Source organism: Nitrososphaerales archaeon (assembly GCA_025058425.1).
In the GTDB taxonomy this organism is placed as follows: domain Archaea; phylum Thermoproteota; class Nitrososphaeria; order Nitrososphaerales; family JANXEG01; genus JANXEG01.
This window is the reverse complement of record JANXEG010000030.1, coordinates 1-16644: the sequence shown is the minus strand read 5'-3', so window position 1 is coordinate 16644 and position 16644 is coordinate 1. Positions and strand designations below refer to the sequence as shown.

Below are 16644 nucleotides of genomic sequence, written 5' to 3'. Positions count from 1 at the left end.
CTTTAATGATCCAGAGTGGTATGCTATAGGTATTGCTCTTATCACCTTTGCCCTTTTCTGCGCGTTCTTCATTTAACGGATATGTTACCTCTAGTGATTAGGTTAAGATGGTAAATACTGATGTTATCGATTGTAATGTGTAGCTCCATAACATTTGCCCAGTTTTATTGAATACCGTCCAAACACAAATGGTAGAACCTTTTATAAGCTCGATGATTGAAGAATTAATTATGGTCAAAAGATTTAAGGATGGTGTTGCTGTGAAGGTTAGAGAGGGTGTTAAAGGATGATGATTAGAGGTAGAGAGATGAGGAGGATGTTGGAGAGGATGGGTGTAGATTTGGAGCCTATACCGAACGTTGAAGAAGTCATCATTAAAACTTCCGATAAGGAGATAATAATAAAGAATGCGAACGTTTCAGAGGTTAAGACAAAAGATTTTAGATTCTTTCAAGTGGTGGGCGGGGAAGTGGAGGAGAGGCAGAGGGAGAGGCCAAAGTTTTCAGAGGAAGATATATTATTGGTAGCTCAACAAGCTGGTGTCTCAAGAGAGAAGGCTATAGCTGCGTTGGAAGAAGCAGATGGAGAGCCCGCAAAAGCTATTTTGAAGTTGACATCACAACTTTCATAACGATTTATAATTTTTAATAACGGCTGGAAAGCGGATTGTTACAAGGTGTAAAAAGGTGTAAAGTATTAAAGTATTTATGTAAATAGGACACGCTAAAAATATATATGGGTATATTCAAATCAAATTCGAGATTGAATTGTCAGTCGTAGCGATCGGCGATCCAACATTTATAGCTGGGTTTAAAATGATAGGTGCGGAGGGTTTGAAGGCTACAGATCCCAATGAAGTTTTAAAGATTCTCGGTGAAGTCTTAAAAACGAACAAGTATGCTATGATCATACTGCCTGATCGATACGTTGAAATAACTGCTGAAATCAGATCGAGGATAATAAAGGAAGGGAAGGTAACACCGATCTTCTCATTTATTCCTGATTACACTGGTATTAAAGGCAAAAGGATCGAAGAGCTTAAAAGGAGTGTAAGTCTGGCTGTAGGGGCGAAATTGAAACTTTGAGCATAGAAGAACTCGTCGCGGAAGAAGAGAGGGCATTAAAATCCATCGAGGATGCAAAGAGTCAGGCCGAGGCTATCATTAACAGAGCAAGGGAGGAGGCGAAAAGAATCTTGGCAACTCAAAGAGAGCGGATCGATAAGATTATACAAAAGGAGAGAGAGGAGGCTGAAAAAGAAGCGGAGAGGATCTTAAGGGAGTATAGGGAAAAGGCTGAAAGCTTTAAAAGGATCTCGAATGAAAAGTTTGAAGATGCTGTCAACTTCGTTGTAAAGAGGGTGTTGGCGATTGATTAGTGGATTTGAGTTTATAAAAGAAGGTATTAGACAGAGGGCTTCAGCACAGATTCGGCAGATCTTATCGAGTGCGGAAGAAGAGGCGAAGAAGATCATCATGAGTGCCGAGGAGGAAGTTAAGGAAGCTGTCATAAGAATATCAAAGCCTGAAGTGATGATAATTAGGAGAAAGATCATCGGATCTGCTTTGATGGAAGGTAGGAGGACTATATTCAATGCAAGGGAGGAAGTGATATCGAGAGTCTTGGAAGAGGCCAAAAAGAGGTTATCTGAATTGGCTACCAAAAGGTCTTCCGATTACAATAATATTCTTATAGGCTTACTGAAGGAGGCTATCAAAAAGATCGGTGAAAAAGAAGTCATCGTAAATGGTAATCAGAAGGATACCGATTACATTAAGAAGAATTTGAGTACCATCACCAAAAGAATCGGTAAAGAGTTGGGCTATGATGTGGATATAAAGGTCGATGATACACCTAGTAACTGTATAGGAGGTGTCATCGTCTATAGTAAGGATAGGACCAAAATCTTCTATAACACCATCGAAGGGAGGTTGGCCAAAATGTATGATGAGTTAAGGTATGAAGTTAGTAAGAAATTATTCGGGGAGGATATGTATGTCAAAGGGTAAAGGTGAAATAACTAGAGTATATGGATCGCTTGTAGTAGGTAAAGGTGTAGCAAATGCGAAGATCGGTGATGTCGTTCAACTCGGGCCACTCAAACTTATAGGTGAAATCATTAGAATACGCGGAAATGAGGTTTCTATTCAATGTTACGAAGATACGAGTGGTTTAAAGCCCGGTGATGAGATTTTAAATACAGAAAGGCCTCTGACCGCTGAATTAGGCCCCGGTCTGATCGGATCGATATTCGACGGTTTGGAATTTTCAGAGAGTGAGATTCGATCGCTCATCGGAGACTTTATGAAGAAAGGTGTAAGAACTGCTCCACTAAATAGGTATAAGAAGTGGCACTTCACACCGAAGGTTAAGGTTGGTGATAAGGTCGTTGAAGGAGATATCATAGGAACCACACCCGAATCCCTCATGGTCGAGCATAGGATTTTGGTACCTGTAGGTTTGAGGGGTGTGATTCGTGAGATAAAAGAAGGAGACTTCACAGTTACAGACTCTATAGCGACCCTTGAGTCGGATGGTAAAAAGGTCGATCTGACTATGATGCAATTATGGCCCATAAGAATACCAAGGCCCTATAAGGGCCGATTGCCTTTAACGGAACCTCTATTAACTGGGCAGAGGGTCATCGATTCGTTCTTCCCAATTGCGAAAGGTGGGACTGCTGCTATACCCGGAGGTTTCGGGACTGGGAAGTGTGTCCTTCCTGGAACACCCGTTCTGCTAGCTGATGGAAGGTTGATTCCTATAGAGGAGTTGTTTTCTAAAGCAGATGCAGGGGAAAAGGTTGGAGATAGGGAAGAGTTACGTGCCTGTAACTTTAATGTAATATCATTCGATGGTTTTAAACTGGTTGAGAAAAGAGCTTCCCACGTTTATAAAGGCTGGACCGATCGGATTATAAAGCTCTCTACATCGAGTGGTAGAAAGCTCTCAGTTACACCTTCACATGAAGTTATAGTATTTAATCCACTAGGATTCTTTGAGGAAAGGGCTGCTGAGAAAGTAAAGGTAGGGGATTACATCGCTTTACCTCGTAAAATCCCATTAAACCTAGAATATCAGAAGCTCGATCCTTACACTTTAGGTTTAAGGGTAAGGGATGGCAAAGTTTTACGTAAAGTCAAAAGTACAATTAAAGCATTCTCGAAGAGGCTTGGAGGTATGGAGAAGCTTGCCAATCTATTAGGAGTTTCACCATATGTGTTAAGTGAAATCTATTCAGGGCGAAATAAACCTTTATGTCAAATCGTGGCCAAGCTCTTCGATCTTATAGGAGAATTTAAACCTGTGATTCGTTATGTGGGGATTGAAAGATCGAAGAATAAACTCAAAATACCTAGGGTAGTCGATGAGGAATTCGCGGAGTTTTTGGGCCTCTTACTCTCTGATGGTATGATTGCCGGAAGAGCTATTCACTTATTTAACGATGATCCTCTAATTCTTAAAAGGTTCGCTGAGATTGCATCTAGGCTATTTGGTGTGAAGTGTGTAAAGAAAAGTTTTAGAACTGTTAGTGGTCTAGCTATTTATAACTCAGCTTTAATACGCCTCTTAAAAGCTATAGGTTATCCTGAGAGGAAGAAGTCTCAAAATGTTACCATACCGGAGATTATTCAAAGATCACCCGACTCTGTAGTAGCGGCATTTCTCAAAGGATACTATCTTGGAGATGGGTGCTTCAGCTCTGGAGTGGTTGGGATCTCTTCAGCCTCTAGTAAGTTTGTCCACCAACTCTCATACATACTTTCAAGGTTGGGAATTCTTTACTCAGTTAGGGGAGATAGGATCATTATAAGTAGCTGTAAAGAATTAGCCAAGTTCCTTAAAATATTCGATGAAAGATCCTTAAAAATCAAGAAGGTGTATGAGATAAAGTCTTATCTCAATTTAGAGAGAAAAGAGAGTCAAGTTAGAGATATAGTACCTTTAGATGCAGAATTGATGAAGGATATAGCGGTAGAGATTGGAAGGAAGCGATTAGAAGGTGAGAGTATATTCATTAGAAATTATAGCGAGTTGGGCGAGAGAATGGGAGTTGCTCTTTTATCAAAAATGGTTACGAGAGTTCAAGGATGGAGTAGCTTGGAACGCCTTCGCACGCTCGCCTCCGTACTAGAATATATTGTGCTGGAGAGGGTTGAAGCAAAGGATGTGGTTCACGGAGAATTTACTGTATATGATCTAACTGTGCCTGAGACACATAACTTCATTGGTGGAGAGACCCCACTCATACTCCATAATACAGTTACATTACACCAAATAGCTAAATGGGCAGCTGCCGATATAATTCTTTACATAGGTTGCGGAGAAAGGGGTAATGAAATGGCCGATGCCGTCACTCACTTCCCCCAATTGGAAGATCCGAGAAGTGGGAAGAAGTTGATAGAGAGGACTATAATGATAGCGAATGTAAGCAATATGCCAGTTTCAGCCCGTGAAGCGAGTATATATATGGGTGTTACAATCGCGGAGTATTTTAGAGATCAAGGTTACGATGTAGCTATAATGGCAGACTCTACCTCACGATGGGCCGAAGCTTTAAGAGATATAAGTGGTAGGCTTGAAGAGATACCTGCGGAAGCTGGCTATCCCGCTTACCTTCCAGAAAGGATTGCCGAGTTTTATGAAAGGGCAGGAAGGGTCATCACATTGGGGAGTGAGTATCGTGTAGGTTCCGTTACTATCATGGGCGCTGTATCACCACCGGGTGGAGATTTTAGCGAACCTGTCACATCGATAACGTTGAGGTTCGTGGGTACTCTATGGGCTTTGGATACGGCGTTAGCATTTCGCAGACACTTCCCCGCGATCAATTGGCTGATGAGCTTCAGTAGGTATGTGGAGCTCGTCAGTCAATGGTGGCAGACTTACGATAAAGATTGGTTAAAGTATAAAATGAAGGCGACGGCTATCCTTGAAGAAGCATCGAAGATTGAAGAGATAGCGAGGATCATTGGAGAAAAGGCTCTACCCGATGCCCAACGTCTGATTCTCTTAGTTGCAGAGATGATAAGAGAAGGTTTCCTCGTTCAACACGCTTTCCATGAAGTTGACACCTATTGTGAACCAGAAAAACAGAGTAAATTACTTAGAACGCTCGTAGAGTTTTACGAACTCACCGAGCCTCTAATCAGGGCTGGAGTTCCTGTAGAGAAGATCAGAGAGTTTAAAAGTATCGTCGAATTGATGAGGTTAAAAGAGAGAAAGGGGGTTGAGCACATCGATAGAGCAAAGAATGATGTTTTAGAAGAGGTTAAAGCTTTGGCGAAGCAGTATGGAGTCGTGATATAAAGATGGTCGAAAAGTACGGTTTGATCTATAAAACAGTACGTGAGATACGTGGCCCCCTCATATTCGTCGAAGGGATCAAAGATGCCCTCTACAATGAACTTGTCGAAGTGAAGCTACCCGATGGTAGTGAGATACTTGGTAATGTACTTGATACGAGTGCTGGATTGGCTATAGTACAGGTCTTTGGAGCTATTCAAGGGTTGGAACTTGGTATAACTGCTCGATTCACAGGCGATGTTATAAGAATCCCTGTATCGAGTGAAGTTATAGGAAGGGTCTTCAGTGGAAGTTATAAGCCGCTCGATGGTCTGCCCCCACCGATCGGTGAGAAGCGTGAAATACAGGGTGCAGCGATAAATCCGACGGCTAGAGAGCCTCCGAGCGAATTCATACAGACCGGTATTTCGGTCATCGATGGTATGAACTCTTTGGTGAGAGGGCAGAAACTCCCATTCTTCTCTGAGGCTGGCTTGCCTCATAACATTGCAGCAGCCCAGGTAGCACGCCAAGCGACAGTTCCGGGTAAAGAGGAAGACTTCGCCGTCGTCTTTTGTGCCATGGGTATCAAACATGAAGAGTACGAATTTTTCAGAAGAGAATTTGCTGAAACAGGCGCCCTTGAAAGGTGTGTCATGATTTTAAACCTAGCCGATGATCCTATCATCGAGCGAATCATCGCCCCCAGGATCGCGTTGACGATCGCTGAATATTTAGCGTATGATCTAGATATGCATGTACTTGTTATGCTGACCGATATGACGAACTATGGTGAAGCTTTACGGTCTATTTCGATAGCAAGAGAAGAGGTTCCCACGAGAAAAGGTTATCCCGGCTACCTATACACAGACCTTGCATCGATCTATGAGAGATGTGGAAAGATAAAAGGAAAGAAAGGATCGGTTACCGTATTCCCCATTTTAACGATGCCTGGCGGTGATATAACACACCCGATCCCCGACTTAAGCGGGTATATTACCGAAGGTCAGTTGATCTTCGATCGAGATCTACATTTAAGAGGTATTTATCCTCCGATCAATGTCCTCCCATCACTCTCCAGATTGATGAAGGATGGTATCGGTCCTGGTAGGACTCGTAAAGACCATAGTGATGTTGCGAATCAACTTTACATGGCCTATGCGGAAGGTGTAAAGGCGAGAGGATTGGCTAGGATCATCGGTGAAGTCGGACTTAGCGAGAGAGAGCGGAAGTATTTAAGATTCGCAGACGAATTTGAAATGAAGTTTGTAAATCAGGGAGTTTACGAGAATAGACCGATAGAGAGGACTTTAGAGATCGCATGGGATTTACTCTCTCTCCTACCCGAGCACGAGTTGATCAGGATTAGGGAAGAGTACATTAGAGAGTTTCATCCGAGGTATAGAAGAGCGTAATGTCAGTTACTTTAAGAAGGGTTAGACCGACAAAAGGCTTCCTGCTCGAGTTAAAGAAGCGTATAGTATTCATCGAGGAAGGCTATAAACTACTTAAATTAAAGAGGGATGAATTGGCCAAAACTATCAGATCTTACTTAGAGTTTTTAGAGGCGAAAAGGGCGGAGTTTGAAGCCAAGGTTGAGAAAGCTCTCAGCAGGATGAGGGCTGCGTACGCATTCTTGGGATCGGGTGAGGTGGAGTCACAGATCAATCCGGTCGAGACGATCACGATTCAAATCTATCCAAAGAGCGTCATGGGGTGCTTGATACCTTATGTAAGAGAGATCAACAAAGTCAAGGTAACGTTGAACCCAGTCTTAAGATCTATCGCAAAAGATTTTGAAGCCTTAATAGAGGATCTTGTGAAGATAGCGGAGGTAGAGTCTTCTATAGAGAGAATAGCTGAAGAGCTAGGCGCGACCAACAGAAAGGTGAATGCTCTAGAAAAGTATGTCATACCCGAGCTTAAGCGCAGCGCAAAGTACATCGAGGATATGCTCGATGAAGAGATGCTTGAGGAGGTTATAAGAACGAAGATTATAAGAAACAAATTGGCGAAAAGGAGATGATTTATGTCCGAATATATCAATGTTAAATGCCACGCGTTGAAGACCCATCTCCTACCCAAGTCTACGATTCTATCACTTAACATGTGTGAGGATTTGAGGAGTATGGTAGATATGCTATTGGCAAGTGATTATAGTGCAGATATATCGAAGTTAACCAGATTAGATGCTCATGCTCTGGAAAGAATCTTTGGCAAGAAGCTCGTCGAACGTTACACAATTCTTAAATCAAATAGTATTGAACGTTACGTTATTCTTAAAGTACGCCATAAAGGATTTATGGGGAGCTCGCTTTGGAGGATCTATGAAGAGGGTCTATGGGGTGTAGAATTTCCCCCTGAAGACCTGATAGGTTTAATCGACGTCTATGCACGTAGACTAGAACTTCAAAATATAATACGAATATTGAGGGGGAAGTTTTCTGAAATTCTCAACGAACAAATTCAAGAGACTCTATTTCCACTAGGTAAGCTCTCCGATATAGACTTTGAAGTCCTTTTAAGAGTTGGGAAGATCGATGATGTTATCGAGAAGTTAAAGGGTACCATTTACGGTGATTTAGATGAAGCTTATAAGTTATCACGTGACCATAAAAGTTCTTTACCAATGGAGATGCAACTTTGGGCCACTTACTATGGTTACCTTATCAACGCGTTATCGAGAATTCCGAAAGATGAATTTGAGAATGTAAAACGCATAATAGGTACTGAGATAGATGCTACCAATACCTTCATCTGCACCGCTTCAGTCGTTTATGGTTATGGCAAGGACTTTGTGAAGTCTATCATCGTACCCTTCTCCTTTAAACTTTCGGTCGATACATTCAAGATCGCGATTCAGGCCGAAAGTCCAGAAGGTTTAAAGAAGTTGTTAAGCCCTTACGCCAAGATAATCGATCATATTGCTAAAGGAGATGATATGTTGGCCCAAGTAGAGCTTTATAGATACATTCGAAGAGAGGCTGAGAGGCAGCTCTTAAAAGATTCTACCCATGCTTACGTAATTTCCTACATGCTATTATGCGAAGTAGAGTTTAAAGATCTAACCATGATGGCATTGGGAAAGCAGTACGGCCTAAAGCCTGAAGAGTTAAAGCCTTACCTTATAAGTCTATCATAAACTTTAATCGAACTAATCGAATTATCGAATTCTCAAAAATTTTAGTCCCTTCTTCCTTAAACATGAGAAGATAAATGCTAATGTAATCGGCCAAAAGATCGCGAGGATCAGGGCTGAGATGAAGAAGACTATCAGTATCTCTGTCTTTGAGGGATCGGTCTTCAACCAGAGCAGGATCAAGAGTATGCCCAGGGCTTGAGTCGCAACAAGTGTGATGAGGTAATCTCTTAACGTTCTTATGGCAAATCTTTGCCTTTCGATATCGCTCTGTTCAAAATACTCTCTAACCATCAGTATTGCACTTTGTAACCTAAGATCGCCGATAAAATACTTTAGCCTCAACTGATCCAGACGAGGAAAGATATCAACAGGCCATAGATGGCGATACCTTCGGCCATACCTACGTATATGATCGTGCGCCCAAAGAGCTCTGCCTTCTCCGTTATGCTAGCGATCGAAGCCGCTCCGGTCTTTCCAAGGGCGTATCCAGCACCCACCGATGCAAGGCCGACAGATATCGCCATACTCATGAATTTCGAAGCTTCAGCCAACGGTTCTGCCGATCCTGCGTAGGCCAGATTTGTCAACACTATCGGGAAGATTGCTAGTAAGGCTATATACATGATTGGCAATCTAATCGAATTTGTCATGATTCAACCCTCCGCTATAGGTATCATATTATGTACTATTAAAGTTTAAATGGAGAAAAAGCGTAACCTGTTCCTCTATAGAATTTTGTGCCGAATTCGTAGTAGAGGAGGCGAAGGGCCTGGATCATCACAACGAGCAATTCTAAAGTTAAGCAGAATAGATTGAGGAACACGTAACCGATACCGATACCCAACGTAGGGCTTGCCAGCATCAATTCATGAGTCACTATAGCAAAAGCTACATGTGCAATGGCGAATCCTGCAAGTCTAGCGAAGGACATCATATTTGCCAAGAATCCGATTGCATCCTCTATTATAGGGCCTATACTCATCGATATACCTTCCTTCATCAGTATCGATTTTACAGGCATCAAAAGGAGGCCACCGATGAAGATAAAGAATGACCAATGGGTAAATACATTCATCGTTAACATAGGAAACTCGATTACTTTGGGTATAACGGTTATACCGATAAAGTGGAACGCCGTTAAGACCAATCCTACGAATGTGATCAAACCTGCCAACCCCCTTTCACCGAAGAGGGCTTCGATCCTTTCACCAGCCCTAAAGCTATTTATCACATTAAAGATCAGGGCGATGAGCATGGCAACTATACCGAAGAATATGGCGAGTTTGATCAACCAGACCACATTTACAGAGTATTTGAGCCAACCGGGTTTTAGACCAGGGATCAGTGGTTGAATCTCCGTTAGAAATACACCTCCAGTCAATAAACCGAAGAATGTAGCAGAAATACCCAAACCTATCATCAACCTCCCAACCCTTTTCATACTCATACCCATTATCGGCTTCTTACGAATATAAGCGAACAGTATCCCTAAAAGAATTATTACAAATCCTTGGCCCGCGTCTGGGAACATGATCCCAAACATGATCGTCCATAGAATCCCAAATATGGGTGTTGGATCGAGCTCTTTGGGGTGTGGTATCCCGTACTGTCTAGTTAAAGTTTCGAATATAGAAAGAATCTTCGGATTCTTCATCACCGTAGGTATAGCTTCTTCATGCTCAGGATCTTCAAAGTAGATGGCCAATTGACCATTTACTTCATCCTTAACTCTTTCTGGAAATTTTTGAATGACATCCAAATTGTCTAAAGGTACCCATCCACTCATCACACTTACCATCTTACTTCTTAACAACTTTGATACTCCTTTGGCGATCTCTAACGAGTACTTGACACGTCTACCAAAACTTAATTTATTCAATAATTCTAAAATCTGATCTTTTCTATGAGTTATCTCTTGCTCAACCCAAGTAACAGCATCCTCTATCCTTCCAGGTACTTCAGGAGGTAGTTTGAATTCTTTAAAATCTGGGTAGAGCGCATCTATAACGGTCTGCCTGGCATCGATCAATCCACCTATATAAAGAAAGACTTCACTTTCAGATATGGGTGCAAATCTATATTGAATATCACTTCTTATTTTAGCTAATTCTTCAACCTTTCGAAGCGAAGTCAATGGTAAAATACCTGCTTTTGTAAATATATGCTCAAAATCACCAAGGCTCTTCGGATCTAACTTTTGCTCCTTCAATATACTGATCGTCGTTCTTAATTCTTTTAGTTGATTAAGACTCGTCACATAACTCTCTAACTTGTTGACCATATCTTCTAACTCTTTTATGGGGATCTTAGTTATTGTTACTTCACTCATCCCTTCTTTAGGTTCTTGAAATTCACCAATCAATTGGTTGTAGAGTAGAGTGAATCTTCCGTAAAGTTCACTATACTTGGCTACTTCATCTTCATTACCCGTCTCCTTCAATCCCTTAAATTCATCCTCACGAAGCTTCCTTAACTCTAAAACACCCAGCTTCCCAAGTTCGCTGAGTATAAATTCTTCGTACTCTGTAAGTGTAACGATGGTCACTTTTTTAACGGGAATTATCATCGCTACGTTGAGCATACAATTATAGATTAAAAAACTTTGCCTTACAATTTCTAAATCTTTAATCGATTAATTTACATTTAATTTTAAATCTTTAATTTAGATCGTATAACTTTCGGTAAACCTTTGCATTGATAATCTAAAATATGGTAGAAGGGTTAGATATTTTAAAATGTAAAGTTGGTTTTTAAATTAAGTTTATTAGTTTGAATCATCAGGGCTTTAACTAAACCTATTTCATAATTTTTAACTATTTAATGCCAAATGAATAAGATTTTATTATCAGTTCGATTTTATTTCTAAAATACTTAAGATTTTGGCCTAAAGTATCTTTGAAGTAGAAGATATACGCACATATCACCACACATAGTGCAGGACCCTTCCACTCTTTTCAGCTGAGTCCTTATCTTATCAAAATGGACGGGGTCGTAAGATAGAGACTTCATAGCTTCCCAATCGAGCCTCGCCCTTGCCAAACTCATCTCCAAATCCTTCTTTAACGTTCTTTCTCTCAACTTGATCAGATCTCCCGCATGAGCAGCAATCTTGGCAGCTATCAACCCTTCTTTTACCTGCTCTACATTGGGTAAAGAGATATGTTCCGAAGGTGTCAAGTAGCATATAAGGTCTGCACCACTCATACTGGCTATAGCAGCACCAATAGCTGCCGCTATATGGTCATAACCTACCGCTATATCTGTAACGAGTGGGCCTAGTACATAGTAAGGAGTACCGTCACTTAATGTCTTTTCCATCCTCACATCTTCTGCAATCTTATCGATGGGCATATGGCCTGGACCTTCTATCATAACTTGTACACACCTTTCTCTCGCCAATTTAGCGAGTCTAGCGTTATTCATGAGCTCTTCGATTTGAAATTCATCATGGGCATCAACGATGCTTCCCGGTCTGAGCGCATCACCGAGGCTGAGGGTAATATCGTATCTTGAAGCTAACTCAAGTAGGTAATCGTAATGAGCATAAAGGGGGTTTTCGAGCCCATTATGAAGCATCCATGCTACAAGTATCGAACCACCTCTACTCACTATACCTGCTGTTCTCCCTACTTTCTTTAACTTCTCAGCCAAATTCTTGGTGACTCCCGTATGAACGGTAATAAAATCGACACCATCTTCAAGGTGTCTTTCGATGCTATTGAAGATAAGATCTTCATTCATATGAATAAAGGAGCCAAATTTCCTCGTCGCTTCGATGTAAGCCTGATAGATCGGCACGGTTCCGAAGGGTACGTGGCAGATCTTGATGAGGCTTCGCCTTATAAGGTCAAGATCCCCTCCTGTACTAAGGTCCATGAGCGTATCGGTACCATAATTTAAAGCTACCTTGGCTTTTTCGATCTCCATATCTAGATCTGCGAAGACTGTGGAAGTGCCAACATTCACGTTCACTTTTGTAGATAACCCTTCACCTATCGCTACCAGCTTTACACCTTCACGCCTTACATTCTTCGGTATGATTACCCTACCATTTGCCACCCTCTGCTTTAAAGATTCTACCGAGAGATTTTCAGTATCTGCTACGATCTTAATCTCCTCCGTTATGATACCTCTTTGTGCCGATTTCATTACGCTCAAGAAGAATCACCTTATTTTAATCTTTGGCCGATTTTTTAAGTCTTTTAATAAGTCATTTATTATTTATTGATAAAAATTCTCAAGGATCGTTCAGATCTCGAAATCAAATTAACAGAGATTATTCTCTTAAGTGGCACTTCATAATGACGGCCTTCAGTACTCGATCGAAGAAAATCAATAAGCTTTAATTTATGAGTTTCTTTAGTAAAATGGAGCTCGATTGTTAACAGAAAAGTTAGCTAGTTTTTACACAGAACTTGACTTTAATAAGTTGGGCGATTATACGATCCATTCAGCAAAACGGTGTATCTTAGATCTGTTGGGTGTCGCTGTAGGTGGATCTAACCTACCATCGAGTAAAAAGGTATTCAATCTTGTAAAGAGTATGGGTGGAAGGTTAGAGAGTAGTGTAATTGCAAGCAATTTGAAGGTGCCGAGCCCGAACGCTGCTCTTGTAAATGGAGTTATGGCCCATGGGTTGGAACTCGATGATGTGGAAAATGAATCTTCATCACATCCAGGCGCTGTAATCATACCCGCAACTCTCGCTATAGCTGAAAAGCTTGAAGCGAGTGGTAAAGAATGTATATTGGCTATAATCGTTGGATACGATCTTATGTTAAGGCTCGGTGCTGCACTTATACCTTCTGCTCACTACGCTCGAGGCTTCCATCCTACAGCTACCTGTGGGGCGTTTGGTGCCGCTTTAGCTGCTGGTATGATCATCGATCTTAATGTAGATGAGATGGTAAATGCGTTGGGCATCGTGGGTAGTCAAGCATCTGGGCTCATGGAGTTTCTTAGCGATGGTTCATGGACAAAGAGGCTCCATCCAGGCTGGGCTGCGCATAGTGGGATAATCGCAGCACTATTGGCAAAGGAAGGCTTCACAGGCCCCAAGACCGTTCTGGAGGGTAGGCATGGGTTCATTAGGGCTCATACCGATCGATACGATCTAAGTAAACTTACAGAGGGGTTGGGTGAGCGATTCTTGATAAATGAAATTTCGATAAAACCCCATGCATGCTGCCGCTATATTCAACCAGCCATCGATGTTGTCTTAAAGATCGTTAGGGAGAATGGGATAAACTCATACGATATAGATGAAGTAATCGTAGGTACCGTCAAGACCGCATTACCGATCGTAGCTGAGCCGATCGAAGTTAAATGTAGGCCGAGAAATATCGTCGATGCCCAATTCAGTATGCCATTCAGCATCTCGGTAGCCATCTTAAAGGGTAGAGCATTTATTAATGAGTATAGTGAGGAGATGATAAAGAATGAAGAGGTTTTAAATTTAGCGAAGAAGGTAAAGGTCATCAACGATCCAGAACTCGATAAAGTATTTCCCAAAAGATGGCAGGCTACAGCTAAAATTAGATTGAAAAATGGAAAGGTCTATGAAGATTGTATCGAAGCGCCAAAAGGTGATCCAGATAATCCATTGACCGATAAGGAATTGGAAGATAAATTTAGAACTCTGGTACAAGGAAGGTTGTCTGAAGATCGGACCGAAGAGGCTATAAAAGTAATTTATAGACTCGATAGAGTGGCCAACATTAAGGAGCTCATCGATCTTTTCACGATCGAAGAGGGTAAGAATTAATAGTAAACACTAATAGTGATTGAGATAATTAGAGGAGTAGCGAAAAGTACCAATCATTTAATAAGCAATAATAAGCAATACATCTAATCTGGACATCAACGTACTAATGAGAGGGCCTTTGCAAGGACTTCAACACCGCGAAGTACACCTAGACTTCCCTTTGCTGCATCTCTTTCTGTGAAGCGGCAAGTATTATCCCTTTTTATTCTTTTATTAACTACCAAGAGTGGTACAGGATCATCGGTATGGGCCTTCAATCGACAAGGTGTAGAATGGTCCGATGAGATCACTATTAAAGTCTCATCAAGATCTAATTGAGGGATGAGCCTTGCGAAGAATCTTCGATCGATCTCTTCGATCACTCTCTTCTTCATCTTAGCGTTACCATCATGCCCAGGCTCATCGGGCCCTTTTAAATGAACGTAAACACCATCAAACTTCTTTAAGAGATCTAACACAACCTCCGCCTTCTTCTCATAATCTCCTAATCCACCCGCTTTTGCAACCTCCATACCGAGTAAGCGAGCGATACCTATTTCTACAGGAAGGTCGGCAATACAGGCGAATCTCATTCCAAACTTTTCATAGATAGATGGTATCTTTGGAAGTTGATTTCCAGCATCTCTTAGGAGGATCGCATTCGCAGCCTTCTTACCCTCCTTCACACGCTTTAGATTGACCGGGTGTGATCGAAGAACCCTTATAGCCTTATCTGAAAACTCATTCACTAAAGATGCAGATAATCGTGATGATTCTTCATTATCCAATGGCAAGCACTTCTGAATACTCTTTGGATAATCAGCACCACTTACAACACCCATGCCACTTACACGCGTATAAGCGGGGTCTGTGTTGGAGATGTTGGCAGAAAGATTTACTCCTTCAACTTTGAATACCACGGTACAACGGTGTGCGACCGTTGGTACAAAATCGAAGCTCGCACCCTTATAAGAAAGCTTCACATACCTTTTGATAGCTTCCGCCAACTCATTGGCTTCTTCACTCGAGATATCTCTACCAGCGCGTCGGTCGATGATCGACAGATCCTCATCAATCGTGGCAAAGTTCCCCCGAAGTGCTAGGTATCCATCACGAAACTCCATACCCGCACCTACCGCTTCGACCACACCTCTACCAACATAATTCGATGAAAAATCATAACTTAACATGTTGAATACCGCGATATCAGATTCGGGCGAAATTCCTTTACCTACCGAGTACACAAGCCCACTTACACCCAACCTTGCTAAAGAATCTAGAGAGGGGGTATATGCAGCCTCCAGAGGTGTAACAAGATTTAAAGTAGGATCTGGCAAATCTCCGGCCCCATCCAATAGCACGTATAACAACTTAACCAAGAGCACCACCGATGATCCTTGATGATCCCATGATATGGGATAAACGGTGGAAAGATTTAAACATAGTATATTGATAGGATAGATTGAGCCAACTTGGCTGAATTAAGGAAGGATTACTTTTTAGACCGATATACGATCATTTCGACCGAGCGTGCAAACAGACCCTTCGAATTTCCATCTGTAATGATAAAAGAGAAGGAAGATGTCTGCCCATTCTGCCCCGGTAACGAATCTCAAACCCCTCCCGCAGACCTGGTATTGGTTTCGAGAGAAGGCTCGCTCATAAAACTCTCTGATACAGAAGGAGAAGTCATTCGCGATTGGTGTGTAAGGGTCTTTCCTAATCAGTACCCCGCTGTAAGTATAAGTAGTAAAGAGGTGTATGGTGATCATCCACTCTATAGTGAACCAGCCTATGGATATCACTATGTAGTCGTAGCCACACCGAACCATAACGAATCCTTCTCTCAGATGAGTGTCGAACAATGGATCAATATATTGACTACGGTTCAGGATAAGGTCCGTTGGTTATACGGCAAAAAACGTGTCGCGTACGTCTCTATATTTATAAATTATGGTAGGGATGCGGGGGCTTCACAGTCACACCCTCATCTCCAGATATTGACACTTCCTCGCCTCCCTCCAATCATCGAGCAAGAGGCCCTCGCTGTTCAAAGGTCTATGCGTGATCTGGGCGTCTGCCCCATGTGTTCGATCTTGAATATAGAGTCTGGTGGCCCCAGGCAGATACTTGCTACAAATTCTTTTGTAGCATTTTGTCCATGGTCACCTACTCATTCTTTTGAATTCTGGATCTTTCCAAAGAGGCACCAGGTTAGCTTTTTGCGTGTTACTCAAAAGGATATTCGAGACCTATCTATAATGCTTCGCTCCACTCTCGGTGGTTTGGCGAAATCGTTAAATAACCCTTCATTCAATCTGGTCTTTCACACATCATCCGAAAAGAAAGCGACCCGCCAAATTCATTGGCATATTGAAGTCTATCCTCAACTCGAAAGGTGGGCTGGTTTTGAGAAGGGTAATGGTATTTACATCGTTCAAGTCCCACCAGAGCGAGCGGCAGAAATCTTAAG

Annotated in this window: 15 protein-coding genes; 10 read left to right on the top strand and 5 right to left on the bottom strand. The window is 41.9% G+C overall.

The window, feature by feature from the left end; genetic code table 11:
• The first annotated feature begins 286 nt into the window (after nt 1-286).
• The 8 genes from NZ896_04315 to NZ896_04280 all read left to right on the top strand — a co-directional run bounded on the left by NZ896_04315 (nt 287) and on the right by NZ896_04280 (nt 8428).
• Nucleotides 287-631 (top strand): nascent polypeptide-associated complex protein, encoded by a 345-nt coding sequence (locus tag NZ896_04315; protein ID MCS7116678.1) that lies wholly within the window; start codon nt 287-289, stop codon nt 629-631.
• Between the two features lie 136 nt (nt 632-767).
• Nucleotides 768-1085 (top strand): V-type ATP synthase subunit F, encoded by a 318-nt coding sequence (locus tag NZ896_04310; GenBank protein MCS7116677.1) that lies wholly within the window; start codon nt 768-770, stop codon nt 1083-1085.
• On the top strand, nt 1082-1378 hold the full coding sequence (locus tag NZ896_04305; GenBank protein ID MCS7116676.1) for a hypothetical protein: 297 nt from the start codon (nt 1082-1084) through the stop codon (nt 1376-1378). Before NZ896_04310 ends, NZ896_04305 begins: the two co-directional genes overlap by 4 nt.
• Nucleotides 1371-2009 (top strand): V-type proton ATPase subunit E, encoded by a 639-nt coding sequence (locus tag NZ896_04300; protein ID MCS7116675.1) that lies wholly within the window; start codon nt 1371-1373, stop codon nt 2007-2009. Before NZ896_04305 ends, NZ896_04300 begins: the two co-directional genes overlap by 8 nt.
• Entirely contained in the window at nt 1996-5310 is a 3315-nt protein-coding gene (locus NZ896_04295) for a V-type ATP synthase subunit A (GenBank protein MCS7116674.1), read from the top strand. Before NZ896_04300 ends, NZ896_04295 begins: the two co-directional genes overlap by 14 nt.
• Before the next feature lie 2 nt (nt 5311-5312).
• Nucleotides 5313-6701 carry a V-type ATP synthase subunit B gene (locus NZ896_04290; GenBank protein MCS7116673.1) on the top strand — a complete coding sequence of 463 codons (1389 nt, stop codon included), beginning with the start codon at nt 5313-5315 and terminating at the stop codon, nt 6699-6701.
• Nucleotides 6701-7312 (top strand): V-type ATP synthase subunit D, encoded by a 612-nt coding sequence (locus tag NZ896_04285; GenBank protein MCS7116672.1) that lies wholly within the window; start codon nt 6701-6703, stop codon nt 7310-7312. Before NZ896_04290 ends, NZ896_04285 begins: the two co-directional genes overlap by 1 nt.
• 3 nt (nt 7313-7315) lie before the next feature.
• Complete coding sequence (locus NZ896_04280; GenBank protein MCS7116671.1) at nt 7316-8428, top strand: V-type ATPase subunit; 1113 nt, start codon at nt 7316-7318, stop codon at nt 8426-8428.
• A 21-nt stretch (nt 8429-8449) separates the two neighbouring features.
• Here the strand turns inward: NZ896_04280 and NZ896_04275 are convergent, their stop codons facing one another.
• The 4 genes from NZ896_04275 to thiC form a co-directional block, all read right to left on the bottom strand.
• Nucleotides 8450-8719 (bottom strand): hypothetical protein, encoded by a 270-nt coding sequence (locus NZ896_04275; GenBank protein ID MCS7116670.1) that lies wholly within the window; start codon nt 8717-8719, stop codon nt 8450-8452.
• A 47-nt stretch (nt 8720-8766) separates the two neighbouring features.
• Nucleotides 8767-9078, bottom strand: coding sequence for an ATP synthase subunit C (locus NZ896_04270; GenBank protein MCS7116669.1), 312 nt, complete (start codon nt 9076-9078; stop codon nt 8767-8769).
• Nucleotides 9079-9116: 38 nt separating this feature from the next.
• Entirely contained in the window at nt 9117-11009 is a 1893-nt protein-coding gene (locus tag NZ896_04265) for a hypothetical protein (protein ID MCS7116668.1), read from the bottom strand.
• A 290-nt stretch (nt 11010-11299) separates the two neighbouring features.
• Complete coding sequence (gene thiC / locus NZ896_04260) at nt 11300-12577, bottom strand: phosphomethylpyrimidine synthase ThiC (protein MCS7116667.1); 1278 nt, start codon at nt 12575-12577, stop codon at nt 11300-11302.
• A gap of 229 nt (nt 12578-12806) precedes the next feature.
• Here thiC and NZ896_04255 point away from each other — a divergent pair, with 229 nt between their 5' ends.
• Nucleotides 12807-14192, top strand: coding sequence for an MmgE/PrpD family protein (locus NZ896_04255; GenBank protein ID MCS7116666.1), 1386 nt, complete (start codon nt 12807-12809; stop codon nt 14190-14192).
• Between the two features lie 95 nt (nt 14193-14287).
• On the opposite strand, the gene NZ896_04250 is transcribed toward NZ896_04255, so the two are convergent.
• Nucleotides 14288-15550 (bottom strand): alkaline phosphatase family protein, encoded by a 1263-nt coding sequence (locus NZ896_04250; protein MCS7116665.1) that lies wholly within the window; start codon nt 15548-15550, stop codon nt 14288-14290.
• Between the two features lie 93 nt (nt 15551-15643).
• Here NZ896_04250 and NZ896_04245 point away from each other — a divergent pair.
• A partial coding sequence (locus tag NZ896_04245) for a DUF4921 family protein (protein MCS7116664.1) occupies nt 15644-16644 on the top strand: 1001 nt, incomplete at its 3' end.